This is a genomic window from Herbaspirillum sp., from assembly GCF_017744395.1.
Lineage (GTDB): Bacteria > Pseudomonadota > Gammaproteobacteria > Burkholderiales > Burkholderiaceae_D > Herbaspirillum.
On sequence record NZ_JAGIBI010000003.1, the window covers coordinates 343,033 to 368,189 of the forward strand.

The following is a 25,157-nucleotide window of genomic DNA, read 5'->3' on the forward strand; positions in this document are numbered from 1 at the left end:
ATTTCAGAACCGCGCCACCGAACGGCCGCGCCAGGCCAGCAGGCGCTGTTCCGCGCGCGCCGCCAGCCAATTCAATGCAAAGCCGACGAAACCGACCACGATCACGCCGAAGATCACCAGATCCATCAGGAAGAGTTCGCGGCCATCGATCATGGTGTTGCCGATGCCTTGTCCCGACACCAGCAGGTATTCGGCGCCCAGCGTCGCCAGCCAGGCATAGACCAGCGCCAGGTGGATGCCGGCCAGGATGGAGGGCGCCGCTGCCGGCAAGACCAGCTTGGTGAGCCATTGCAAGCGCGTGAACTTGAGCACGCGCGCTGCTTCGATCAACTCGCCGGGCACGCTGCGGATGCCTTCGAAGGTATTGAGCACGACCGGGAAGAACGCCGCCAATGACAGGAACGCGACCTTGGCTGCATCGCCCAGGCCGAACCAGACCGACAGCAAGGGAATCCACGCGAACAGGGAAATCTGCTTGAGGGTGTGGAAGGTGGGGCCGATCATGCGTTCGAACAGGCGCGACAGGCCGAAGGCGATGCCGAAGATGAGGCCGGCACTCACGCCGATGGCCAGGCCGATCAGGTCACGCCGCAGGCTGGCGTACAAGGCGCGCGCCAGGTCGCCGCTCAGGAATTGCTGTACGGCGGTGTCCCAGACTTTGCCGGGCGGCACCAGCAGCGGCGAGCTCGACCAATGGTTGTGCGCCGCCAGCCACCACAACGCTACCAGCGCCAGCGGCAGCACCCAGCCGCGCAAGGCCTTGGGAACCGGATGGCGGTCAGTACGCGATGCCTGGTCCATGGCAGCTCCTCAAAATCCGCTGCGGCGCCAGCCGAGCAAAATCATTTCGATACGGGCCAGCACCTGGTCGCCCAGGTAGCCCACCACGCCGACTACCGCCACGGCGGCAATCACCACGTCGAGCTGGAACAATTGGCGGCCGAATACGATCATGTAGCCCAGCCCTTCCGACGAGGCCAGCAATTCCACCACCACCAGCGCCAGCCAGGCATGGGTGAAGCCGTAGCGCACGCCGTTCCAGATCGGTGGCAAGGCGGCGGGGAAGACCACCCGCCACAGCAGCTGCCAGCGCGAAAAGCGCAGCACGCGCGCCACTTCGACGTAGCGCGCCGGCACGTTCTCGATGCCCTTGTAGGTATTGACCGCGATCGGCACCAGCGCCGCCTTGGCGATCAGGATGATCTTGAGCGCTTCATCGATGCCCACCAGCAGCATCAGCAACGGCAGCCAGCCCAGTACCGGCACCTGGCTGAAGGCCTTGAAGAAGGGATAGGTATAGTCCTTGAACAGCGGCGACAAGCCCATCGCCACCCCCAGCAGGAGGCCGCCGGCCACGCCCACGCCGAAACCGAGCAGGACGCGCAGGAAGCTGATCTTGAGGTTGTCGAATAACTCGCCCGACTGCAGCAGGTCGATGAAGGTGGCCAGCACCGACTGCGGCGACGGCAAGACCTGCGGCGCCACCCAGCCCTGTTGCGCGGCGACCCACCATAGCAACAGCAGGCCCAGCGGGAACGGCAGGGCCAGCCAGAAGGACGCCGACCTGCCGAAGAAGGCGGCATAGGCGCTGCGTTGCGAGGGAAGCTCCAGCGTTGGCGCGGGGACGGCCAAGGCGGCGGGTTGCGCGCTCATGGCTCAGGTCCCCAGGATCTTGCCGTTGGGCTGGAAGACCGGCCAGTAGTTTTCCAGGTTCAGCTCCTTGAGCGCGGTCCGGAGATAGCTCTGGTCGACCCACTGGTCGACATCGAAGCGGGCGCGGCTGAGCTTGAGCCGGTAAGCCTGCTCGACCGAGTCCTTGTAGCGCGCCAGCAGGAAAGGATCGAAGTTCGGATTGATGCGCACCCGCAGCGGCTGGCCGTCGTAATCCTCGCGCCAGTGTTCGTACGGTGTGCCGGCGCGCGCCCACAGGCGCAGGACTTCTTCGCGGTTGACCTCGTCCGAGGCCCACTTGGCAGCCTTGACGAAGGTCTTGACCGCGCGCGCGGTAATGTCGGGATACTGTTGCGCGAACTGCTCGGTCACCAGCACATGCGACTGGGTGGTGAAGATCGGCGATCCGCCCTTGCTGCTGTACACGATGCGCGCGGCATTCTTGTCGCGCAGGCGCAGCAGGTTGATGTTGCCGAACGCGGCATCGATATCCTTGGTGCTCAGGGCCGCCAGCGTGGTGGCCTGGTCCAGGTTGATCGAGCGCAGGTCGCGCTCCTGCAGGCCATTGGCTTCGAGCACGCGGTTGATCGGCAATTGGGCATTGGTGCCCTTGAAGATCGCCACGCGCTTGCCGCGCAGGTCCTTGACCGACTGGATCGGCGAATCGGGCGGCACCGCCAGGTAGATATTGGAGCGTACGCCGGTGGCCAGCACCAGTTTGGTCTTCAGGCCGGCCGCGCGGGCCACGATGGCGGGCAGGTCGCCCTGGAAGGCGAAGTCGAGCTGCTGGTTGGTCAGGGCTTCATTGACCGCCGGTCCCGCGCCCTTGAAGAAAAGCCATTCGACCTTGATGCCGTCGGCCTTGAATTCGTCTTCCAGCCAGCCCTTGGCGTTGGCGACCGCAGCCGAGCTGCCGGAAAAGGCGGGAGGATTGCCGATGCCCTGCTGCGCCACGCCGATGCGGATCACGGCCGGGCGCGCGCTTGCCGCGTGCAGGGGTAGCGTCAAGAGTGCGGCACTGCCCAGCGCGAGGTGTTTCAGCAAGTCTCTGCGATCCGGCTGCATGGCCAATCCTTTCCTGTTCCATGGTTGCCGACATGCTGGATGGCATATCGGCAGGCCAGTATAGGAAAGGCGGAATCGGGCCGGAACGAAGGAATTCGTATGTTCTTATGCGGAAGCGTTTGCCGGCATTGGGCGCGGCATTTCAATGCCGCGCGTGGTCTCGCAAGATCTCGCGCGGCGTCACGCCCAGTACCCGCTTCATCCATGCAGCGAGATGGCTTTGGTGCGCAAAGCCTACTTCCAGCGCCACCTGGTTCACATTGAGCTTGCCTTGCGCCAGCAGGAGCCGGGCCCGTTCCACGCGACGCTGCACCACATGCTGGTGCACGGGAATACCCACCGTTTCGCGGAACAGCACCTTGAAGTGCGGCACGCTCAATTCGGCCAGCGCGGCCAGTTCGGCCAGCGACAGGCGTTCGTCGAGGTGCGCCTCGATATAGTCGAGCACGCGCGCCGCCGTGCGCGCCGACAGCGTGCGCCGCTTGCGGCCGTGCGCCGCCTCGGCGCCGGCCAGGCGCACCACCATCGCCGTGCACAGGCTTTCGGCGTAGAGCGGGTCGGAAGCGTCTTCAGCTTCCAATTCGGCGCGCAATGCCCACACCAGGTGCTGGAAGCGCGCATCGCGCCATTGCAATTGCGCGCGGATCTGCCCATCGCTGGCGTTCAGTCCAAGCTGGTCGTAGGTCGTGCGCACGAAGTCGTCCGCGAACCAGATGCTGAGGATGGTGCAGTTGGCATCGTCCGACCATTCGCCATCCAGGCCGGCCGGGATCACATCGACGTCGCCGGGGGCCTGGATGCGCGACGAGCGCATGCCGTCGCAACGGCAAATGGCGTTGACGGGCCTGCCGACATGCACGCCCACGCGATGATGCTTCATGCCGGGAATGCGATGCCGGCCGGCGGCGATGCCGAACATTTCCGCGCCGAAACCGGACCAGCCGAGCGTGGCGCTCGACAACAGGCTTTCACGCTGGCCGGAATGCGGCGCCAAGGCGGGATGGACGGCATGCATTGCTTGCTCCTTCGCAGTAGGGCGGATGCCTATTCTGCGGCATTTTTGCCCGGCTGTGCCAGCCGCGGGCCGGCGTGGCGGAGATCGTCATCCGAATCTGCTGCGCATCCTCCTTTTATGCGCGTTTTCAGGCGCGGCGCTGCGTAAGCTCAGTGTTCACAACAGCGGGAGGTTCATCATGTACGTCATCTTTGGCGCAGCGGGCAACGTCGGCCATTCGGCCGCGCAGGCATTGCGCGCTGCCGGGCATGCGGTGCGCGCCGTGGTGCGCAGTCCGGCGCAGGGCGAAACGCTGGCGCGCATGGGATGCCAGATCGCGCTGGCCGATCTCGACGACGAGGCTTCCGTGCGGCGTGCGCTCGATGGCGCGCAGGCGGTGCAGATGCTGTGCCCGGTAGCGCATCGCGCGGACGATCCCGCGGCGGCGATGCTCCGGATGATCGGCAACGCCGCGCGCGCCTTGCGTTCCTGCCCGCAAGCGCATGTGCTGGCCGTGTCGGACTATGGCGCCGAACTCGACGCCGGCACCGGCATCACGCTGCTTTACCGCGAGCTGGAGGCGCGCTTCAAGGAGGCTGTGCCGCGCCTGACCTTGCTGCGCTCGGCCGAGCATATGCAGAACTGGGGGCGCGTCTTGCCTGTGGCAATGGCATCGGGGCATCTGCCGACGCTTCATTACCCGCTCGACAAAAAATTCCCTACCGTCTCGGCGCCTGATGTCGGTACGGCGGCCGCGCAGTTGCTGCTCGAAGGGCATGACGGCAAGGGCGTGCGTGTGGTCAGCGTCGAAGGGCCTCAGCGTTACGACGTCAATGACGTCACACGGATGCTTGGCGAGGTATGCGGCCGCGATATCGGCGCGTACGCCGTGCCGCGCGACGATTGGCCGGCGGTGCTGTTGCGCTCGGGGATGAGCCGCAAGCTGGCCGATCTCATCATCGAGACCAACGATGCGCAAAACGACGGCCGCATCGATGCGCAGCCGGGCACTGAACGGCGTTTCGGCACGACCGGGTTGGATGAAGTCCTGGCGGCGCTGGTCTCCGCGGCTGGCGCGCGCTAGGGCATATCAAAGGAGCATCGGATGCAATACTGTCAAGCAATGCGCATGGCGCGGCAAGGTGAGGAATCCGGCCCTGGCGCAGGCAATGAATGCCTGGCGCTGGCGTTGTACTTGTCCCTGGCAGGCGTCGCCCGGCGGCTGGGTTGTGTCCAGTTGCAGCAGTTGTTGAGCGCGATCCCCGATAGCAACGATGATTTCGCGGGGTTCTGAAAGGGCGGGCGTGGAAATAGCGAAGATTCACGTCCGGGCCGCCCCTGCCGTTGCCGAAATGGAGGATGATAGGACTTTGCCCGGGCATGAAGCAGAATTGCCGGGCAGCGATCAAGCCCAAGGAAAACCGCAATGACTGACAAGCTTGTTATCCAATGGATGGCCGAGCCGGAAGACCACGATTACCCTGCCGCCCAATCCTACCTGAACCTGCTGTATGACGACGCCAAAGCCGCCAGCTATGCCGAACAGCTCCGGAAGGCTCCGGTATCGAGTTTCAAGGCCAAGGACATTCTGCGCGCCTCCGGGCTCGCGCTGCTGGGCGAAAGCAATTCGCATGTCGATAAAGACCGGAAGAAAGTGCTCGCCGGCACCAAGCTTTCGCCTTTGCTGCTGGTGCGGCAAGCCGGCGTGAAAGTCATCGTCGCGGACGGCTACCATCGCTTGTGCGCAGTCTACGGATTCAACGAAGACGCCGTGATCCCCTGCAAGATCGTTTGACTCCATTTCAAGCCGTAGCGCATGCCAGTCGGTCGCCGCAAGCGACCGACTGGCATGCGCCATGATTCATCCAGCGGCGCATAATTTTCACCCATCGCGCCGGCCGTCTCCTGCAGAATGAAACGCATCCGAACCCACACCAATGGAAGCGTTCAACATGGGACATGGCGTCGCGCCGTCGCAGCCGCTCAATTTCACTCCAACCAGGCTGGCCGAGATCCTGTTATGGGTGACGCCGGCCATCTGGTCTTCCAACTACATCATCGCGCGCACGGCCGTCGGCGTCGTGCCGCCCAACACGCTGGCGTTCGGACGCTGGTTCGTCGCGCTGGCGCTGATGCTGCCGCTGGTATGGCGCGACCGCAAGGCGGCCGTTGAACGCATCCCGCGCGAGTGGAAACAACTGCTTGTCTTTGGCGCGCTGGGCACCTGGATCTGCAGTTCGTTCCCTTATATTGCCGCGCAGACCACTTCCGCGACCAATATCGCGCTGATTTACTCGGCCGCGCCGGTTGGCATCACCCTGGCCGGAAGCTATTTGCTCAAGGAACGGCTCACGTTGCGCCAGCGGCTGGGGATGGTGTTCGCCCTGGCCGGATTGTTGTTCATCATATCGAAAGGAAATCCGGATGTGCTGCTGGGTATCCGCTTCGCGGCAGGGGATCTCTGGGTTGTGGTGGCGACCCTGGCCTGGATCGGCTTCACCCTGCTGCAGCAATGGTGGAAAACCAGCCTGACGCCGGTGCAGCGCCTGTTCGGCAGCACCCTGGCGGGCCTGGCAATCCTGCTGCCGTTCACTCTCTTCGAGAGCGTCACCGCGACCGGGTCGTGGGTGACGCCCCATGCCTGCCTGCTGATATTTATCGCCGGACTGGTGCCGGGCCTGATGGCGTACCTGGCCTACACCTTCATACTGAGCCAGCTGGGCGCCACGCGTACCGCGCTGCTGCTTTATCTCGGCCCGGTCTATGCGATCCTGGCGGCCTGGGCCGTTCTGGGCGAAGCGCCGCATTGGTACCATGCCGCCGGCGCGGCCCTGGTGCTGCCGAGCATTTATCTCGCTTCGAAACGGCGTGCCGCGGCGCAAATGCCGGGACGCCATCGGGCCTGACCTATCGGCCGCATCTTCCTGTTGGAGATGCCGGCTTGTCCTGAGAGGGATGATGCAAGAATGGAAAGAGGGGAATGTGTCATTCACATTCCCTTTTTTGTTGCGCTGCGGGACGGGTAGGCGCAAAAAATGTATACTTGCAGCAAATCGAACCGCCGCGGCTGTCGCCAAGCCACAAGCAAACGCCCCAAGCCGCCGGCCTATTCCCCAGATTACCTTCAAGGGAAACCATGTATTTCTTCACTCGTCGCCGCGTTGCGGGCGACCACCCGGATATGTTGCGCACCGCCCTGGATGGGCTGGGCCTGTCGCGTCGCACTGCAGCAAATCCTCCCGAAATTCCCGACCCGACAGCCGGCCAATCCCAGATTGTCCCCCACAATGCCTGGGATGACCTGTATGGCCTTTACCTGGGCGTCCTGTTCTCCGCGATGGGCATTTCCCTGCTGGCCAAGGGCGGGCTGATCACCGGCGGCATTGCCGGCATGGCCTTGCTGACATCCTTGCTCACCGGCCTCGCGCCGGCGCCGCTGGTGCCATTGATCAATATCCCGTTCATCGTGTTCAGCTTCTTCGCGATGGGCCGTTTTTTCGCCTCCAAGAGCATCGTCGTCAGCATCGCCATCGGCGCCGCGGTCGCCGGCATTGGCCATTGGCTGGACGTATCGAGCATCGGAAGCGGCTTCGCTTCCATCGCCGGCGGCACCTTCCTGGGCATGGGGATCCTGTGCCTGGCGCGCCACAATGCGTCGATGGGCGGCACCGGCGCCGTGGTCCTGTGGATCCAGCGCCGCTATCGGATCAACGCCGGCATCAGCCAATTGTTTTTCGACCTGGTCTTGTTTGCGCTGGCGGCGGCATCGCTGCCGGCGGCCAAGGTGCTCTGGTCCATCCTGGGCACCGTCGCCATGAACGGGATGCTGATCGTGTGGCATAAGCCGGGGCGCTATCGGGCTTAGTTTTTATGAGCGATGTCCGTGATGGCCGTGTGAGCGGGGCGCGTCGCGCATCGGCATGGAATGCCATCTTTACTCGCCGCATACCTCGGGCGCCCCGGTGTCGCATCTGAAGCGGTGCGAAACCGACCTGCCTCCCTTATCCGCCGCGATTCAACACAAGATTGAACGGGCTTTCGGCCAAGCCATCCTCCATGCCTTGTCTCCGCAGCAGAGACCGTCTTTTTTACGCATACCCTCCAGCCCCACACTCTGCCGCCAGCCCCGATCCGAAGCTGGCGAACCCGTCTATTGGATAAGGCGTTCGCCAAGCTCGCCCGATGGCTGCTTCGCATCAGGCTTGCCGCTTGGCCGCGCGGCCTCAGTGCGTAATGCATGAGCCAATGTAATGGTTTTATGAGATCAATTCACTTTTATTCATAGATTGCTCGACATAGAATTCGTCTCAAATATCGTCAATGTCAAGACTGCCAATCCAAAAAACCAAAAAAGAAAATTTGGACGTACTGGAAAAGCAAGAGCAATCAGCGGACGCAGGCTTGATCTCAGAAATTAGGGTAGCGGATCATCATGAGTAAAGAATTCACATTTGCCATCAAGAGCATTTGTTTCGATGAGGACTATCGTCCTTCGGAGAATACGCGCATCACCACCAACTTCGCCAATCTGGCCAGGGGGGAGAGCCGCCAGGAAAACCTGCGCAACACCTTCCGGATGATCGACAACCGTTTCAATGCCCTGGCGCATTGGGACAATCCCACAGGTGATCGTTACAACGTCCAGCTGGAAATCATCTCGGTCGAGATGAATGTCGATGGCGAAAGCGCCGGCGGCGCCCTCCCTCTGATCGAGATCCTGAAGACGACGATCATTGATCGCCACACCAACGAACGCATCCCGGGCATCGTGGGGAACAACTTCTCTTCCTATGTGCGCGATTACGACTTCAGCGTTGTCCTGCTGGAGCGGAACAAGAACCAGCCGGTATTCAGCGCACCGGAGGATTTCGGCGACCTGCACGGAAAGCTGTTCAAGTCCTTCGTGAATTCGGATACGTACAAGGCGCATTTCAACAAGCCCCCCGTCATCTGCCTGAGCGTATCGAGCAGCAAGACCTATCAGCGCACTGAAAACCAGCATCCGGTCCTGGGTGTGGAGTACGTGCAGGACGAGTATTCCCTGACCGATGAATACTTCAGGAAAATGGGCTTGAAGGTGCGCTATTTCATGCCGCCCAATAGCGCCGCGCCGCTGGCTTTCTACTTCTCCGGCGATTTGCTCGGCGATTACACGAACCTCGAGCTGATCAGCACCATCAGCACGATGGATACCTTCCAGAAGATCTATCGGCCCGAGATCTACAACGCCAATTCCGCGGCGGGAAAATCCTATCAACCCAGCCTGAAGCACCAGGACTATTCATTGACCCGGATCGTCTATGACCGGGAAGAGCGCAGCCGGCTGGCCGTCGAGCAGGGCAGGTTCGTCGAGGAGCACTTCATCAAGCCTTACCAGGGCGTTCTCGCGCAATGGTCCGCCAATTTCTCTCACTGATTCATCCAACACACCAGGTCATCTATTGTGAAAAAACTGTTACCCACTTCGACTGCCGGCAGCCTGCCCAAACCTTCCTGGCTCGCGGAACCCGAGAAACTCTGGTCGCCCTGGAAGTTGCAGGATGAAGAACTGCGCGACGGCAAGCAGGATGCCTTGCGCTTGGCGTTGCAGGAGCAGCAGCACGCAGGCATCGATATCGTCAGCGATGGCGAACAGACGCGCCAGCATTTCGTGACCACCTTCATCGAGCACCTGGACGGCGTCGATTTCGAGAAGCGCGAGACCGTCAGGATCCGCGACCGCTACGATGCGAGCGTGCCGACAGTGGTAGGCGCCGTGTCCCGCCAGAAGCCGGTCTTCGTCGAGGATGCCAAGTTCCTCCGCCGACAGACCAAGCAACCCATCAAATGGGCGCTGCCAGGCCCCATGACCATGATCGACACGCTGTATGACGCCCATTACAAGAGCCGCGAAAAACTGGCCTGGGAATTCGCCAAGATCCTCAACCAGGAAGCCAGGGAGCTGGAAGCCGCCGGCGTCGACATCATCCAGTTCGATGAGCCCGCCTTCAACGTGTTCTTTGACGAGGTGAACGACTGGGGCGTCGCAACCCTGGAGAAGGCCATTGAAGGACTGAAGTGCGAGACCGCCGTCCACATCTGTTACGGCTACGGCATCAAGGCCAACACCGACTGGAAGAAGACGCTGGGATCGGAGTGGCGCCAGTACGAAGAGGCATTCCCCAAGCTGCAGAAATCCGGCATCGATATCGTCTCGCTGGAGTGCCACAACTCTCATGTCCCGATGGATCTGATCGAACTCATCCGGGGAAAGAAAGTGATGGTCGGTGCCATCGATGTGGCAAGCAACACCATTGAAACGCCCGAGGAAGTCGCCAATACCCTGCGCAAGGCGCTGCAGTTCGTCGATGCCGACAAGCTCTATCCGTGCACCAACTGCGGCATGGCTCCCTTGGCGCGCAGCGTGGCGAGAGGCAAGCTGAATGCCCTGAGCGCCGGCGCGGAAATCGTCCGTCAAGAACTCGCGAAGTAATGCCGGCATGGGACATGGCCGTTGCGAAAACGTCGTGACGGCCACATGCCCGGAGCCGTTCGGGCTGCTTCAGGCCTTCCTTAACACTGCCGACCCGTACCTGTATTGAGTGCCTGCCATGTCCATTTCCAGTACTGCCATCGCGCCATTGCGCTTCCGCGAAGCGCTGGGGCATTACGCATCCGGTATCACCGTGATCACGTCCCTCGTCGATGACGAGCCGATCGGCTTCACTTGCCAGTCGTTCTATAGCGTGTCGATGAACCCGCCGCTGGTGTCCTTCAGCGTCATGTCCGGTTCGGCCAGCTATCCCAAGATTCGCCAGGCAGGGCGGTTCGCCGTCAATATCCTGTCAGAAGAGCAGATCCGGATTTCCAACCAGTTCGCCCGGCGAGGGACGGACAAGTGGCATGGGATCGAATGGCAGGCGTCGCCGCTGGGCAATCCGATCATCGCCGGCAGCCTGCATTGGCTTGATTGCGAGATGTATGCCGAGCATGCCGCGGGTGATCACGTCATCGTGATTGGTGAAGTGAAAGCCCTGAACCTGCAGGAAGCGGTTGCCGCGCAGCCGCTGCTGTATTTCAAAGGGCAATATCGCAATATCGCCGCGCATAGCGTGGCTTGAGCTTTACTGCCGCTGTCCTCATCGGTTCGGCGCGCCAGCCATCGACGCGGTCGCCGTTCTGCTGCGATGGCGACATCCTCCGATCTACAAGGAGTCGAACTGTCTTGAGCGTATTGAAACAGGCGCTGAACGAAGGGCGTTTCGTCTGCGTGCTAGAGGCCGTTCCTCAACCGTCTGCTTCACACCTGGCCGCGCTTGGGCAAATCGTGCGGCGCGGGCATTTGGCCGGCTGGCCTTTGCTGCCTGCCTTTTCCGACCGGGTCGGCCCGCGCTCGGACCGGAGTCCCTTGGCAGGCGCCGAGGCATTGGGCGATCCGGCCTCGGCCTTGCTCCACTTTTCAGGCAAGGACCGCGAGCGCGCAGACTTGCTGCGCCAGATGGCGTCGATGAAGGAGCGCGGCCTGAGCCAATTGTTGCTCCTCAGCGGCGACCGCTTGCCAGGCCACCATCCCGGCCAGGCGCCAGTGCGCTATCTTGAGTCGGTGCCGGCGCTTCAGCTCGCTCGCGCGTATTGCCCGGACTGGCTGCTGGGGGCCGCGTTGAACCCATTCAAATATCGCGAAGAAGAGGGCGGCGCCCAGTATCTGAAGGCGCAGAAAAAGCTCTTAGCCGGCGCCGATTTCCTTACCCTGCAACTTGGCTTCGATGCCGCCAAGCATATGGAAGCCCAGGCCTGGATGCGCGCTCAGGCATGTGCGAAACCCATGCTGGCCTGCGTGATGCTGCTGACCGAAAAACGCGCGGTCGCGCTGCAGGACGTGCCCGGCATCGTTATCACCGAATCCATGCGCGGATTATTGGTCCGGGAGCAGCAGGTATCGTCCGCCTATGCCTGGGCACGCAGCCTTGAGCGCCTGGCGCTGCAAATCGTGGGCTTGCAATTGATGGGCTATGCCGGCGTTCATGTGTGCGGCGTGCATACGCCGGACGAACTGCTCTCGTTGGAGCAAGAGATCGGCAAGCAGCGGGAAAGCGCGGTCTCATTGACCGCCTGGATCGAGCGATGGCAGGCAAGCTGGCAGATGCCCGATGCGCCCAGGGTCTGCTTCACCCCCGGAACCGGCGCCTGGAAAATGGGACAATCCAGCGTTGCCGCCACTCGCCGGGAGCGCCTGCGATACACGTTGCTCTCCAAGGTACATGGCCGGTTCTTCAGTCGCACGGGATGGATCAGCAACGCCTTTGGCTGGAGCATGACGCGGCCGCTCTGGAGGGACGGCGTCGCTGCGAATGCGCTGCATGCCGTCGAGCGGGCGATCAAACGGCCGCTGCTCGGCTGCGATACCTGCGGTCGCTGCCGCTTGCAGGACACCCTCTACGTATGCCCGGAAACATGCCCCAAAGGCCTGGCGAACGGCCCTTGTGGCGGTACCTACCTTAATCGTTGCGAATTTGGCGACCGGGAGTGCGTGCACAGCGTCAAATACCGGATAGCCAAATCCGCTGATCAGTTGCCTGTGCTGGCGCGAACCTTGATTCCCGGCATCGAGACGGATGACAGGCACCGCAGCTCCTGGCCTGGATGGTTCTCGTCGGAAGATCCGACGCCGGAGCACCGGATCGAATTATGAGGAAGGGCGGCTGATCAATGAGATGTCGCCTTCTGGCCGATTGCGGATTTTTCTAAGCAGCTTTACGAAAGATCCGCCAAGCACCGAGCAATAGCAGAATTTCAGTTATTGTGAATCCGCACTTTTCTCCCATGCCTTGACGCGGATGCGGAGACGGCGCGGCGTATGGTCGCGATCGAGACCGATGCCCATCAGATACTGGGGGACGTCTTTCCATTCCTTGAAGTTGAGGCGCGCTGCCTTTGGGTCATAACTCGAATCGGCTGGGAGCATATAACCTGCAGGCGCGGCCACAGATGTGATCGCCATGATATCTGGAAGCAGGAAGCGGACATCGCCGAATTCGATAACGTCCTGGGACGTCCGTCCATCCGTGCCGACCGCAACGCCGACATCCGCCGACAGGATGCTGTGCGGGAGATTCTGTTGCACCGTCGTTATGGCACGGGAAAATGGAAGAGGCTGTTGTGTCGTCGTGACAGAGCGGGGCAAGTCCGGCGCCGTGCGAGTGATTTCGCCCGTGTGGTTGGAAACCAGGGTGACGTTGTAGTTATTGCCGCCATTGCCGTCATTGACCTGGTAACCGCTATTGACCGACAAGGTCTTGCCGGCGCCCACATTGGGATCGATATAGGACTCGCTCAATCCCGTCACGGTGTCGCTGCCCTGCAGGCCCGTCGCGGTCGGTGTTGCCGCGGCGGAGAGTGTCCCGTCGTACACTTTGCTGTTGCTCCCTGCCGTCAGCGTCAGTGCGGCTGGCGTGATGACGCCGCGAGTGTCGGAAGCTGTAGTGACGATGTAGTTGGCGCCGCCATTGCCGTCGTTGACGAGGTAACCGTTATTGATTTGCAGCGTTTTTCCCGTGCCTGCATTTTTATCGGCAAAGGATTGACTCAAGCCGCTGACCGTATCGCTGCCGAGCAGGCCGGTAATCGTCGGGGTTGCGGCTGAACCGGTGGTGGCGTCATAGACGCGGTTGTCGGTCGATGCGGTCAGCGTCAGCGATGCAGGCGTAATGTCGGCGGTGGTCGTGGCCGTGGCAGGCTGGTAACCGCTGACCGTGATACCAGCAGTTGCGCTTTCCACGCCCAGGCCGTTGGCGGTAACCGTCTTTCCGGTGCCCACGTTCTTGTCACCAAAGCTTCCTGACGGTGTGCCGGCGATCCGAAGAATGTCGCCATCAATACCCGTCACCGTCGACGCCGCAGTGTTGATAGCAGCGGTAGTGGTGGCGTCATAGACTTTATCGTTGGCAACGAGATTGATGGTCGCCGTGGGAGTAACGCGGTAGAACACATTGAGCTTCTTCGTCGTATCTACCGTGCCCGCCCCAGGCGCGGTTGCGTAAGCCTTGTTGAGCGAGCTTGCACTGCCCGCGACTTTGGCGTTGTATGCCGCAGTCGTGGCGTTGCCAGAGTAGATGGCGACGGTGTCGCCGGTTGAACTGACATTGTTGTTGAGAACCACGTCGCCGCCGGTAACGCTGCCGTTGGCTACGGAACCGGGCGAAACCGCCTGGCCAGAACCGGCAGTGAGCGTGATACGGCCGGCCTGGGTAATACTGCCGCCGATGGTGAGGTTGCCCCCGGCGGTCGCCGTCATCGTGCCGGTGCCGGTGATCGTGTTGGGGGTGGTATAGGAATCAGACCGCGTGAAGACCAAGTTGGCGTTGTTGGTCACAGCCCCAGTACCCAGCGTACCCGAGCTGCCGCCATTGCCGACTTGCAAGGTGCCGCCACTGACCGTGGTGGTGCCGGTATAGGTGTTGTTCCCGGTCAGAATCTGCGTGCCGGTGCCGGTTTTGGCCAGTTGCCCTCCCGAGCCGCTGATGACGCCGGCGAAATTGCCGGAACCGTTGTTGGTGCCGATGGTCAGGACCTGTCCACCGAGCGTCGCGGTGGCGGTAGCGTCGCCATTGAGTGACATGACCGATCCGGCGGCGGCGTTAAGGTTGAAGTTTGCGTTGTTCGACAGGCTCAGAGCCGTGTTCTGTAACGCCAGGCTCGCGCCCGTGGTGATATTGAGCTGGCCGCCACTGACGTTCATCGTGCCGGAGAAATTGCCCTGGCCGTTGCGCAGCGTCAGGCCCGAGGCCGCGCCGCCGGTGTTGGTCAGGTTGATCGTGCCCGATCCCTGCAAGCCGGTCGTGCCGCTGCCGATGAACAACTGGTTGTTGGCGCCGCTACTAGCGACATTGATGGCTGCCGTGCCGTTGACGGTAACGTTGGAACTGTTGAAGGTGTCGTAACCGGTGTTGCTCTTGTTCAGCGTCGCCCCGTCGTTGAGGGTGAGCGAGAAACCGGCCAGATGATCGATGTTGCTGTTTCCTGCCAATTCGAGCGTCGCGCCGCCGTTGACGGTCGTGGCCGAGTTGAAGCCGGGCGCGTTGTAGATACTGAGGGTCCCGGCATTGACGGTGGTCGTGCCGGTGTAATTGACGCTGTCCACCAGCGTCTGGCGGCCGCTACCCGTCTTGATCAGGTTGAGCCGCCCCGTGCCACCGCCGTTGTCGGCGTCTCGGAAACGGCCATTGAAAACGTAATCGCCGTTCCCGGTCAGGGTCAGTGTCCCGTTGGCGGTTGTGCCAGTATTGCTGCCGCCGTTTTGAACCACCCCGTTGATTAGAGTGGAGGTGGTTCCGCTAATGACGCCCAGCAGGCTCTGCTGAGTTCCCAGCAGGTCAAAGCGCATCCACTGACTACTGGTATTGACGAAGTTCATCAAGACATTGGCGCCGAACTGGTTGTCGCCGCCCATGCGCAGGCTGGCTTGGCCGCCAGTCTGGCTGCCCATTTGAACCGTGCTTCCCCCCGGAATCGCAATGGCCCCGCCGGTCTTGGCCAAGGTCAGTACCGCATTGATGCCTTGACCATCAACCACGGTTTTTCCGGTGTAGGTGTTGGATTGGCTGCCGGCCAGGATAATGTTGGTCAACGTCGCAAAACCGGTAGTCGTGCTGGTGTAGCGACTCATGGAAAAATCGCCGGCCCCCGAAATGACCCCCGTCAAGGTGTCGGTGCCGCCGTTGTAGCTTCCAATGACACTATTGGCGCCGCTATTGTCGCCGAGAACAATCCCGGTGGTGTTGTTCAACTGGATATTGCCGGAAAGCGTATTGTTGCCTTCTACCCGGATGGCGCCGAGCACAACGTCGCTATTGCTCACATTGTGGTGCCAGCCCGCCTGATTCTCAATGATGATATTGTTGGAGAACGTGCCGCCATTGAAGCTGACAGTCGAATTCGCGCCCACGTCGATCGTGGCCGAGCCGAGTTCCGATTGCTGTGTGGTATTCCAAAGTCTGGCGCGGTCGAGCCGAATCGTGCCGGTCAAGCTGCTATTGTTGCCGGTCAGGTCATAGTCGCCGTTTTGAAGCGCCGAGGCACTGTTGTATCCCTTGAGCAAAAGGGTACCGGCACCACTGATGCTGTTAGCGATCGTTCGTGTTGAAGTGGTGTTGGCGTTATCCCACATCATCGTGGCGCCGCTGGCGATGGCAATCGCGGAACTGCCGGAGATCGAACCTACGGTTCCGCCGTTGCCTACCGACAGCGTGCCGGCGCTCACTGTCGTGGCGCCTGTATAGGTATTGGCGCCGGTGAGCTGGACGGTGCCCGTCCCCGTCTTGGTCAGCCCGCCGGCGCCGGAGATCGCGCCCGACAGCGAGCCGCTGCCGGAGCCGGCGTTCAGCGTCAGCAGGCCGCCGTTGGTGTTGATCGCCCCCGTGCCGCTGATGGAGCCGCCATTCGCGTTGAGCGTGGTGTCGAGTGTGCCGGCCGTTGAACTGATGCCGGCATTGACCACGATCGACCCTGCGGCATCAAGCGTCAATGAGGTTCCCGCTCCGGCAGTCTTGCTGATTGCCGATGACACGGTAATATTGCCGGCCTCCGCTCCGCTGGCGCCAGTGGTCACCGATACCGCCATGCCGGCGTTGAGCGCATTCTGTATGTCCGTCGCGCTGATCGTGGCGCCGCTAGCGGTCGGGGTGAAAACGCTGCCACTCCATGTGCCGCTGCCAGTCACGGTACCGATCGTCACATTGAGCGGATCGAGCAGCCACGTGCCCGCGTAGCCCCGGAAGGCCGCCGCGTCGACTGAACCTGCCGCCTGCAGATTGTTGCGGCTGGATGTCTCCACAAAGCCGCCGTTGCCGCCCAGCGCGCCGCCGCGTGCTGCGATCTTGCCGTAGAAGCCCGTGTAATCCTGCGACCACAGCACTACCTTGCCGCCATTCCCGTTGCCGGTGGCCGAGGCGTCGATGGCTGCGTTGCTGTCCATATAGACCGCATTGGCATTTCGTTCCGGCCCCTGGCCGCGGTAGTTGCCGCCGACGAGTACCGTGCCGCCGCCGTCCTTGCCGGTGGCCAGGACTTTGCCGCCTGCCAGCAGGCCGACCCGGTCTCCCAGCAAGCGTACCGTGCCGCCCGTTCCCGTGTCGTTGGAGACGTCGATCACGCCTTGGTGGAGCGTTTCGCCGAGGCCGTCGGCCTGGGTGGTGCTGAGGGTGACGGAGCCGCCGCGAGTGGCCGTGATTTGTCCCTGGTTCAGTATGCTGGCTGTGAGGCCGCTGGCGGCGGCGGCCGACAGATAGACTTGTCCGTTCTGGGCCGCAATCACGCCGTCGGGGCTGTTGCTGATGGCCGCATTCACCGTAGCAGGATCGACTTCGAACGTGATGAGGCCGCTATCCGATACCGGCAGTCGGACGCTGTCTCCCGCGGCGAGAACGACCTTGCCGCCATCGGCCTCGATGGTGCCGGTGTTGGCGACGGTGGCGCCAAGCAATGCGACATAACCGCCGGGCGCGGTCTTCAGCGTGCCGTTGTTAATGACGGCGCCGGTTGCGCCGTTGCGCACGAAGCGATAGTTGCCGGCCATGAAGTCGACATCGCTGATATTGAGCGTGGAGGCAACCAGCGCTCCCGCATCCACGCGCGAGCCCGCGCCGAAAACGATGCCGCTGGGGTTGACGATATAGATGCGCCCGTTGGCGCTGAGCTGGCCGAAAATCTGCGTCGGGTCGGTCGACAGAACGCGATTGAGCATGCTCGCATTCGCGTTGGGCTGGGTGATGCGGACTGCGGCCTGCGAACCGATGTCGAAGCTGTTCCAGTTGACGACGGCTTGCTGGCTGGTCTGGGTGATGTTGAGCTGATTGCCGGATGGCGTCCCGATCTGCACATTGCCTGCGGCAACGACGCCGCCTTGCGGTAGCGCGTTTCCCGGCGGGGCGGCATATCCGTTCGATGCGTTCAGCGCGGTCGCGATGGCGACCGCCAGGGCACGGCGCTGGAAGATGGGCGCCGCTGCGCTATCGAAGAGGCCGTGCTTTGCCGGGTGTATCGAACGTTGATTTTTCTGCATGTTTTCAAGTGCCCGGGAGTTCCGCCTGCCGGTGCCATTGTTCTTCAAACGTTTTGATGGCTATTGTCGAAAGGTCAATGTGAACCATAAGCGGTGACGGTCGCTCGTGCCGTCTGAATCCAGGCCGTTGGAAGAGAGCCCTGGGTTACTGCCGATCTGACGGGAGTATGCCAGCGAGCCTACCATTTGTCCGTATGTCACGGAAAGCCCGACTCCTGCGCCTTGCAGCGTATAGCGGTTCGGAATGGAGTCGGCCGCCCAAGGGGAAACGTACCGGCGGATGCGGCCGATGCTGTAGAAGGAAAAGGTCCGCAGCCATTGGCTTGGACGATAACCCAGTTCCGTATTGAAGATAAAACCCTCATCTCCCAAGCCTTCCGACGATCCATAAGCTCTGATCCTTCGTGGACCGCCGAGCGCAAATTTCTCGCTTTGGTCGAGGTTTTTGTTCGCCCATTGCCCCATTGCGTTGATGCGAGCGTCGAATTTCCCGCCGGGGCCGAACAGCATGTTCCAGCCGGCTTCCCATTCAAGCTTTGCGAAGGTGCCGTTGGTGCGCGCGGTGAGCTGATCCTGCTCCAGCGCGGACGGCAGGCCGGAAAGATCGAGGCGGCCTACGGTCACGGCAGGATCGAAGTAAACCACTTGGGCCGGACTGGGGTAGTAGCGCAAGCCCAACGCCCCCCTGACGCTATCGGTCGACTTGTCGGCGATGTTGCCAAACGATTCCAGCCGGTCGGTTTGCTGCCGGCGTTGATAATGTAATTGGCCTATCCATTGCGAGCGGTCGCCCATATGCAATGGATAGGACAAGCCCGCTCCCAGCATGGTGGTGCGCCCCTGTTCGCCGGAAGGCGCACGATAGTCCATGATCGCGCCCGACACATCCAGGCGTGCGCCCAGCGGAACGACCGGTATTTCATAGCTCAGTCGCCCATAGTTCATGTTCGCGCTGTTGATCGTCATGGCATCGAACTGGTCGCCGGGGACGATACGGTCGGGAAGGGAAATGCCGAGGGTGTAGCGATTGCGCCCGTAGGTCCTTCCTCCGTAATTATCGGCTTGCGCCACCAGGCCGATCGGCATGCCAGGCTTGGCGGCAACGATGATTTTCACGTCGACCAGGTCGATACCGACAGGCACCAGGACAGCGCGGAGGTCGACATCTTTGAGATAGATCCGGCGTCGGATGCGGTTCTCGATTTTTTCCGTATCCAGCAGGCCACCTTCGGCAATGTCCGATCCGGCGTCGGCGAGAATGGTATTCAGTGTCGCCTGGTCGGGGGCACTGCCCGGCTCCGGCTCGACGAAGATCCGGCGGACGGAAACGTCATGGACATCGGCGTGCAGTACGCTACCTCCTGCCGTCTCGCTGATGGATTCCGCATTTAATTCGATGCGCGTCATGCGGCCGCGGTGCCGCAGCATGTTCCAAATTTCCCCGCGCGCCGTTGCGAGCTCTTCCCCGGAGATGCGACGCTTGCCGATGAAGGAATGCAGCAGCGCTTCGATCTCCGGCGCCAGCAGGGGCGAGCGCACGTCGATGCGTGCAATCGGCGAGATCAAGTTTTGCTCGGCCATTGTTGGCATGCCGGCCGCTTTGGGTTGGTCCGCGCCGCGCGGCGTGATTTCATCGCGCCTGATCTGCGGGATGCCTTGTTGCTCGATGTTGGGGGGGATCAGTGCCGGCGGCTGCTGGGCAAGTGTTTCTGGCGAAGCGAACAGCGTAGCCGTCAACATCACTGAACTTGAAACAGTGAACAGACACTTGCGACGCCCTTGAATCATTACGCTCCTCAATAAAGCCTATGCCAGAGTATTCGACACCGTAAGCACCGCCTACGGGAAAATCGCCGCAACACAGGCGAATGGCGATCCTTATCTGGCTGCCAACTAAGCTCCCTTATTTGAGTGCGAACAATTTCTTTGAGGCCTGCACCATCAGCATATCCTGGGAGGATTGATAGGAAAAAGACGGCCTCTTACGGCGGCATATTGTATTGGTTTCGGCTCGGGTCTGTCATTAATTTCGCAGTGGTGTCTTTGAGATGATTGCCCCCCCAAATGCATACGAGTTGTATCAGCCGTTTGCATTCCGATAGGTGAGAGATCCAATGGCGGGTACGGTCGCAGGAGCTCGGGCAGCATAGGTCCATTGGTAAGATGGATGGGGCACTATGGCACTATTCTTCTGCCAACTGGAAATCCCATATGTGATAAGGATTTTGAGGTGGCAACTTTGCGAGCATCTCTTACTGAGAAATCGAATTTGAGAATGTCGTCACCTTGTTTCCAATTACATGGTTAAACCCTTCAACATTGGAGTGACCGTTTCTGTCCGGCGAGGACATCCGCTATAAACGCGCGCTGATATTGAAAAAGGCCACCGTAAGAGGTGGCCTTGGCATTGGCGCTCATCCTTTTGCGATTGTGTTCTCAACGCAGTAGCAAGGGGGCAGGCAGATTTTATTTATCATCGCCCTTACCAACTGGTTTCCCGCTCCGCCGTCGACGAGATCTTGTGAATGGCCAGGTCGGCCCCTTCGAACTCCTGCTCCGGATCGAGGCGAATCCCGACGGCGGCTTTGAGCGCGCCATACACGATCCAGCCGCCGATCGCGGCGATGGCGATGCCCATCAAGCTGCCCAGCAGCTGCGACATGAAGGACACGCCGCCGCGGCCGCCCAGCGCCTGCAGGCCGAAGATGCCGGCGGCCAGTCCGCCCCACAGGCCGCACAGGCCGTGCAGCGGCCATACGCCCAGCACGTCGTCGATCTTCCATTTGTTCTGGGTGCGGGTAAACATCCACACGAAGATGGCGCCGGCGATGCCGCCGGTGGCCAGCGCGCCCAGCGGGTGCATCAGGTCGGAGCCGGCGCAGACGGCGACCAGACCGGCCAGCGGGCCGTTGTAGGCGAAGCCGGGGTCGTTCTTGCCCATCAGTAGCGCCACCAGCGTGCCGCCGGCCATGGCCATGAGCGAGTTCATGGCGACCAGGCCGTTCATCTTGTCCAGCGTCTGCGCGCTCATCACGTTGAAGCCGAACCAGCCGACCGTCAGGATCCAGGCGCCCAGCGCCAGGAACGGGATGTTCGAGGGCGGGTGGGCGGCGACCGCGCCTTCCTTGCTATAGCGGCCGCGGCGCGCGCCCAGCAGCAGCACCGCCGGCAGCGCGATCCAGCCGCCGACGGCGTGGACCACGATGGAGCCGGCGAAGTCGTGGAATTCGGCGCCGAAGGTGGCTGCCAGCCAGGCTTGCACGCCCAGGTGGCCGTTCCAGGCGATGCCTTCGAAGAACGGGTAGACCAGGCCGACCAGCACGGCGGTGGCCGCCAGTTGCGGATTGAACTTGGAGCGCTCGGCGATGCCGCCCGAGATGATGGCGGGGATGGCGGCGGCGAAGGTCAGCAGGAAGAAGAACTTGACCAGTTCGAAGCCGCTCTTCTGCGCCAGCGTCTCGGCGCCGGCGAAAAAGGAGACGCCATAGGCGACGTAGTAGCCGATGAAGAAATAGACGATGGTCGAGACGGCGAAGTCGGCCAGGATCTTGACCAGCGCATTGACCTGGTTTTTCTTGCGCACGGTGCCCAGTTCGAGGAACGCGAACCCGGCATGCATGGCCAGGATCATGATGGCGCCCAGCAGGATGAAGAGCGCGTCTGCGCCGTTTTTGTGATCGTCCACCTGAAAACTCCCAAAGATTGTGCAATAAACGAATTAAAGTCTCGTTTTAAAGCAAAAATCGTTCCATTTTGGTGATTTCGTTTTAAGTAGCTGATCTGAAAGGAAATTTTTATCCTATTTCTTTTGGGGTTTCTTTTTCTGCACGAAGCTTGTGCGAAATTGGCCCGGCGCTGACGCGTAAAGCGATGTTTTGGTGCGAATCTTGAAAAAGGAGGGGGAGTCACGCAGAAAGGCGGAGAAAAATCTGTTGGCAGGCGGGGTTTCATCGGACGGTCATACTGGATTGCTAGATTGCAACGCTCAGTGTTCAACAGGCTTCAAGCCACCTGCCACGAGGAGTTGCCATGCCAGACCAGCAAGACCGAACCGACCTGCAACGCCGCCGTTTCCTGCTCGACAGCGCCACTTTGGGCGCCGGCGCGGCGATAGGAAGCGCGGCTTTTCCCGCGCATGCCCAGGCGCCCGCCATCGTCACTTCGGAACGCCTGCGCCCACAGCTGTCGGGCGGGGTGATGAGCGGCGACATTACCCGCGATGCGGCCATGGTATGGAGCCGCACCGATCGCCCCGCGCGTATGCTGGTGGAGTATTCCGCCCACGAGAATTTCAGCAATGCCATGCGTATCGCCGGCCCGCTGGCGACGGTGCATAACGACTACACCGCGCGTCTCGATTTGCGCGGCTTGCCGGTCGGCCGGCGCCTGCATTACCGCGTGCGCTTCCAGGACCTGGCGCATGAATCGGCACTGAGCGAGCCGGTTACCGGCAGCCTGATGCTGCCGGGCGCTGCGCACAATGGGCAGGCCGATGACATCACCTTCGCCTTCTCCGGCGACGAGGCCGGGCAGGGATGGGGCATCAACGAGGCCTGGGGCGGTTATCGCGTCTATGAAAGCATGCGCCGCTTCCGTCCGGATTTCTTCATCCACTCGGGCGACCAGATCTATGCCGACGGGCCGATCCAGGCCGAGGTGAAGCTGGATGACGGCAGCCTGTGGCGCAATGTCGTCACCGAAGCCAAGTCGAAGGTGGCGCAGACGCTGGACGACTACCGCGGCAACTTCGCCTACAACATGCTGGACGCCAACAAGCGCCGCTTCTGCGCCGAGGTGCCGTTCCTGGTGCAGTGGGACGACCATGAGGTGCGCAACAACTGGTATCCGGGCCAGGTGATCGGCAAGGAAGAGACGCGCTACAGCGAGCGCCATCTGGATGTGCTGGCGGCGCGGGCGCGCCAGGCGATGCTGGAACACAACCCGTTCCGCATCGATGCCGCCGATCCTTTCCGCATCTACCGTTCCTTCCATTACGGGCCGCTGCTGGAAGTGTTCATGCTCGACGAGCGCAGCTATCGCGGCGCCAATTCGCCCAATCGCCAGAAGGGCGGGCGCGACGCCGATTTCCTCGGACCGCAGCAGATGCGCTGGATCAAGCAGGCGCTGCTGCGTTCGCGCTCGACCTGGAAGGTGATCGCCAGCGACATGCCGCTTTCCATCGTGGTGCCCGACCTCAATCCCGACGTGCCCAAGGGCACCTTCGAAGCCTGGGCCAACGGCGACAACGGCAAGCCGTCGGGGCGCGAGCTGGAGGTGGCCGAGCTGCTGCGTTTCATCAAGCGGCACGACATCAAGAACGTGGTATGGGTCACCGCCGACGTGCACTATGCCTCGGCCACCTACTACTCGCCGGAGCGCGCGCAGTTCACCGAGTTCAAGCCGTTCTGGGAATTCGTCGGCGGGCCGCTCAATGCCGGCACCTTCGGGCCCGGCGAGATCGACCGCACCTTCGGGCCGGACGTGCGTTACGTCAGCATCCCGGCCGACATGAAGCAGAACCGTTCGCCGGCCGAGCTGTTGCAGTTCTTCGGCATCGGCAAGATCGATGCGAAGACGAAGGCGATGACGGTGTCGCTGCACAACGTCGACGGCAAGGAAATCTACAAGGTGGAGTTGCCGCCGGAGGCTTGAGTGATTTGTGCGCCAAGCGCGCGGCCTGCAACACGGCCGCGCGTTTGGTTGCCGTGTTGCGGCGAACGGCTTCAGCCCGGGCCGGCCAGCTTGCGCGAGATGGCGGCGCAGGTGTCGAGCAGGGGTTTGACGTAGGTTTGCAGCGGGTCTTCCAGCCTGCGGAACAGCGGGATGCTGATGCTGATGCAGGCCGCCGGCAGGCCGTCCGGGCCGATGATGGCGGCGCCGTAGCAGAAGATCTGCGCTTCGTTCTCTTCGCGGTCTTCGGCGTAGCCGCGCGCGCGGGTTTCTTCGATCTCGCGGCGCAGGGCGGCGAGGTCGGTGATGGTGTGTTCGGTGAAGCGTTCCATGCGGATGCCGCGCAGCAGCCGTTCGCGGCGTTCCTCGTCCAGCGCGGCCAGATAAGACTTGCCCACCGAACTGGAATAGAGCGTCACGCGCGTGCCGATGCGCGAGTCCATGCGCACCGCCTGCGGGCTTTCCAGTTTCTCGATGTAGACCATGCCGGCGTCGGAAGGCAGCGCCAGGTGAACGGTTTCTCGCGTGGCGTCGCGCAGCGCGCGCAGGTGCTCGATGGCGGTGGCGCGGATGTCGCTGCGGTCCCAGGCGCGGCTGGCCAGGTTGATCAGGCGCGGGCCGACTTCGAACTGCTTGGTGCGCGGGTTTTCCAGCACCATGCCTTCGGCCATCAGCGCGGCCAGGATACGGTAGACGGTCGGGCGCGGATAGCCGGACAAGGCGGCCAGTTGCGCGATGCTCAGCGGCGCGTCCTGGTCGGCGATCAGTTGCAGCACGGCCATGAACTTGGAAAAGGCGGCGGTGCCGGCGATCTTGGTCTGGTCTTCCGTGGCTTTATCGGGTGCGGACATGGGCGCTGCCTGGCTGGTGGATTCGTTGTTGCGGGATACGGCGGCGATTATAGCGGAGCGGATTGCGCTGCCTTAATCAAAAAAGCCCGCGCCGGCATGGAGGTGCAGACGCGGGCAAATGGCATGCAATCTGTACTTAAGACACCAAATAGCCGCCGTCCACCGGGACGATGGTGCCGGTCATGAAGGAAGCGGCCGGGGCGCACAGGAAGGCCACCACGTTGCCGATGTCTTCCGGCGTGCCCCAGCGGCCCAGCGGGGTGCGCGCCAGGATCGGGCCGGCGCGCGCCGGGTCGTCCTGCAGGGCTTGCGTCAGCGGTGTGGCGATCCAGCCCGGCGCCACCGCGTTGACGCGGATGCCGTCGGCCGCGTAGGCGATCGCCAGCGACTTGGTCAGTTGCGCCACGCCGCCCTTGCTGGCGCTGTAGCCCGGCACCAGGCCGCCGCCGAAAAAGCTCAGCATCGAGGCGGTGTTGACGATGCAGCCCTTGGACTGCTTCAGCAGTTCGCGCGCGGCGGCGCACACGCGCATAGTGCCGGTCAGGTTGACGGCGATCACCTGTTCGAAGACTTCGGTTTCCAGCTCGGCGCCGCGCTTGATGATGCCGGCGCAGTTGACCACGATATCGAGCCTGGGGATCCTGGCCAGCGCGGCGCGCACGCTGTCTTCGGAAGCCACGTTCATCTCGATCAGGGAAATGCCGGTGTCCTTGAATTCCTCGCTGGCGAACGGCGGCAGGCCGGCGGCGATTACCTCGGCGCCCAACGTTGCCAACTGGCGCGCGATGGCGCCGCCGATGCCTTGCGTGCCGCCGGTCACCAGCGCGGTTTTGCCCTTGAACAGGTCGGGGGAGAAAGTCATGTGGTT

The 25,157-nt window shown here is 62.1% G+C and carries 18 protein-coding genes; 9 read left to right on the top strand and 9 right to left on the bottom strand.

The features are described from left to right. Positions 1-3: 3 nt before the first annotated feature. From J7548_RS10385 to J7548_RS10400, 4 genes are all read right to left on the bottom strand, one after another. Positions 4-801 carry an ABC transporter permease gene (locus J7548_RS10385; RefSeq protein ID WP_290974182.1) on the bottom strand — a complete coding sequence of 266 codons (798 nt, stop codon included), beginning with the start codon at positions 799-801 and terminating at the stop codon, positions 4-6. A gap of 9 nt (positions 802-810) precedes the next feature. After that, positions 811-1,653: an ABC transporter permease gene (locus J7548_RS10390; RefSeq protein ID WP_290974185.1), complete on the bottom strand. Its 843-nt coding sequence runs from the start codon at positions 1,651-1,653 to the stop codon at positions 811-813. A gap of 3 nt (positions 1,654-1,656) precedes the next feature. Next, on the bottom strand, positions 1,657-2,736 hold the full coding sequence (locus J7548_RS10395) for an ABC transporter substrate-binding protein (RefSeq protein ID WP_290974188.1): 1,080 nt from the start codon (positions 2,734-2,736) through the stop codon (positions 1,657-1,659). A gap of 142 nt (positions 2,737-2,878) precedes the next feature. Further along, positions 2,879-3,751 (bottom strand): AraC family transcriptional regulator, encoded by an 873-nt coding sequence (locus tag J7548_RS10400; RefSeq protein WP_290974190.1) that lies wholly within the window; start codon positions 3,749-3,751, stop codon positions 2,879-2,881. A gap of 178 nt (positions 3,752-3,929) precedes the next feature. On the opposite strand from J7548_RS10400, the gene J7548_RS10405 reads away from it, so the two are divergent. The 8 genes from J7548_RS10405 (at position 3,930) to J7548_RS10440 (ending at position 12,401) form a co-directional block, all read left to right on the top strand. Continuing rightward, entirely contained in the window at positions 3,930-4,814 is an 885-nt protein-coding gene (locus tag J7548_RS10405; protein ID WP_290974193.1) for an NAD(P)H-binding protein, read from the top strand. A gap of 342 nt (positions 4,815-5,156) precedes the next feature. Beyond that, positions 5,157-5,525 carry a hypothetical protein gene (locus J7548_RS10410; protein ID WP_290974196.1) on the top strand — a complete coding sequence of 123 codons (369 nt, stop codon included), beginning with the start codon at positions 5,157-5,159 and terminating at the stop codon, positions 5,523-5,525. Between the two features lie 142 nt (positions 5,526-5,667). Continuing rightward, positions 5,668-6,636 carry a DMT family transporter gene (locus tag J7548_RS10415; RefSeq protein ID WP_290974199.1) on the top strand — a complete coding sequence of 323 codons (969 nt, stop codon included), beginning with the start codon at positions 5,668-5,670 and terminating at the stop codon, positions 6,634-6,636. A 230-nt stretch (positions 6,637-6,866) separates the two neighbouring features. Further along, positions 6,867-7,595, top strand: coding sequence for a YitT family protein (locus tag J7548_RS10420; protein WP_290974202.1), 729 nt, complete (start codon positions 6,867-6,869; stop codon positions 7,593-7,595). Between the two features lie 567 nt (positions 7,596-8,162). Continuing rightward, positions 8,163-9,146 (top strand): DUF1852 domain-containing protein, encoded by a 984-nt coding sequence (locus J7548_RS10425; protein WP_290974205.1) that lies wholly within the window; start codon positions 8,163-8,165, stop codon positions 9,144-9,146. A gap of 27 nt (positions 9,147-9,173) precedes the next feature. Then, positions 9,174-10,202 carry a methionine synthase gene (locus tag J7548_RS10430; protein ID WP_290974209.1) on the top strand — a complete coding sequence of 343 codons (1,029 nt, stop codon included), beginning with the start codon at positions 9,174-9,176 and terminating at the stop codon, positions 10,200-10,202. Between the two features lie 118 nt (positions 10,203-10,320). Further along, on the top strand, positions 10,321-10,830 hold the full coding sequence (locus tag J7548_RS10435; RefSeq protein ID WP_290974212.1) for a flavin reductase family protein: 510 nt from the start codon (positions 10,321-10,323) through the stop codon (positions 10,828-10,830). Between the two features lie 104 nt (positions 10,831-10,934). Beyond that, positions 10,935-12,401 carry a methylenetetrahydrofolate reductase C-terminal domain-containing protein gene (locus tag J7548_RS10440; RefSeq protein WP_290974215.1) on the top strand — a complete coding sequence of 489 codons (1,467 nt, stop codon included), beginning with the start codon at positions 10,935-10,937 and terminating at the stop codon, positions 12,399-12,401. Positions 12,402-12,506: 105 nt separating this feature from the next. On the opposite strand, the gene J7548_RS10445 is transcribed toward J7548_RS10440, so the two are convergent. The 3 genes from J7548_RS10445 to J7548_RS10455 form a co-directional block, all read right to left on the bottom strand. After that, on the bottom strand, positions 12,507-17,768 hold the full coding sequence (locus J7548_RS10445; protein ID WP_290974218.1) for a YDG domain-containing protein: 5,262 nt from the start codon (positions 17,766-17,768) through the stop codon (positions 12,507-12,509). A 60-nt stretch (positions 17,769-17,828) separates the two neighbouring features. Continuing rightward, positions 17,829-19,556: a ShlB/FhaC/HecB family hemolysin secretion/activation protein gene (locus tag J7548_RS10450; RefSeq protein WP_290974221.1), complete on the bottom strand. Its 1,728-nt coding sequence runs from the start codon at positions 19,554-19,556 to the stop codon at positions 17,829-17,831. A gap of 694 nt (positions 19,557-20,250) precedes the next feature. Next, positions 20,251-21,453 carry an ammonium transporter gene (locus J7548_RS10455; protein WP_290974224.1) on the bottom strand — a complete coding sequence of 401 codons (1,203 nt, stop codon included), beginning with the start codon at positions 21,451-21,453 and terminating at the stop codon, positions 20,251-20,253. Between the two features lie 344 nt (positions 21,454-21,797). Between J7548_RS10455 and J7548_RS10460 the strand changes: the two genes are divergently transcribed. After that, entirely contained in the window at positions 21,798-23,420 is a 1,623-nt protein-coding gene (locus tag J7548_RS10460; RefSeq protein ID WP_290974227.1) for an alkaline phosphatase D family protein, read from the top strand. 71 nt (positions 23,421-23,491) lie between these two features. On the opposite strand, the gene J7548_RS10465 is transcribed toward J7548_RS10460, so the two are convergent. Together J7548_RS10465 and J7548_RS10470 are read right to left on the bottom strand one after the other, a co-directional pair. Further along, positions 23,492-24,289, bottom strand: a complete 798-nt coding sequence (locus tag J7548_RS10465; protein WP_290974230.1) for an IclR family transcriptional regulator — start codon at positions 24,287-24,289, stop codon at positions 23,492-23,494. A gap of 136 nt (positions 24,290-24,425) precedes the next feature. Then, complete coding sequence (locus J7548_RS10470; RefSeq protein WP_290974233.1) at positions 24,426-25,151, bottom strand: SDR family oxidoreductase; 726 nt, start codon at positions 25,149-25,151, stop codon at positions 24,426-24,428. Positions 25,152-25,157: the final 6 nt, after the last annotated feature.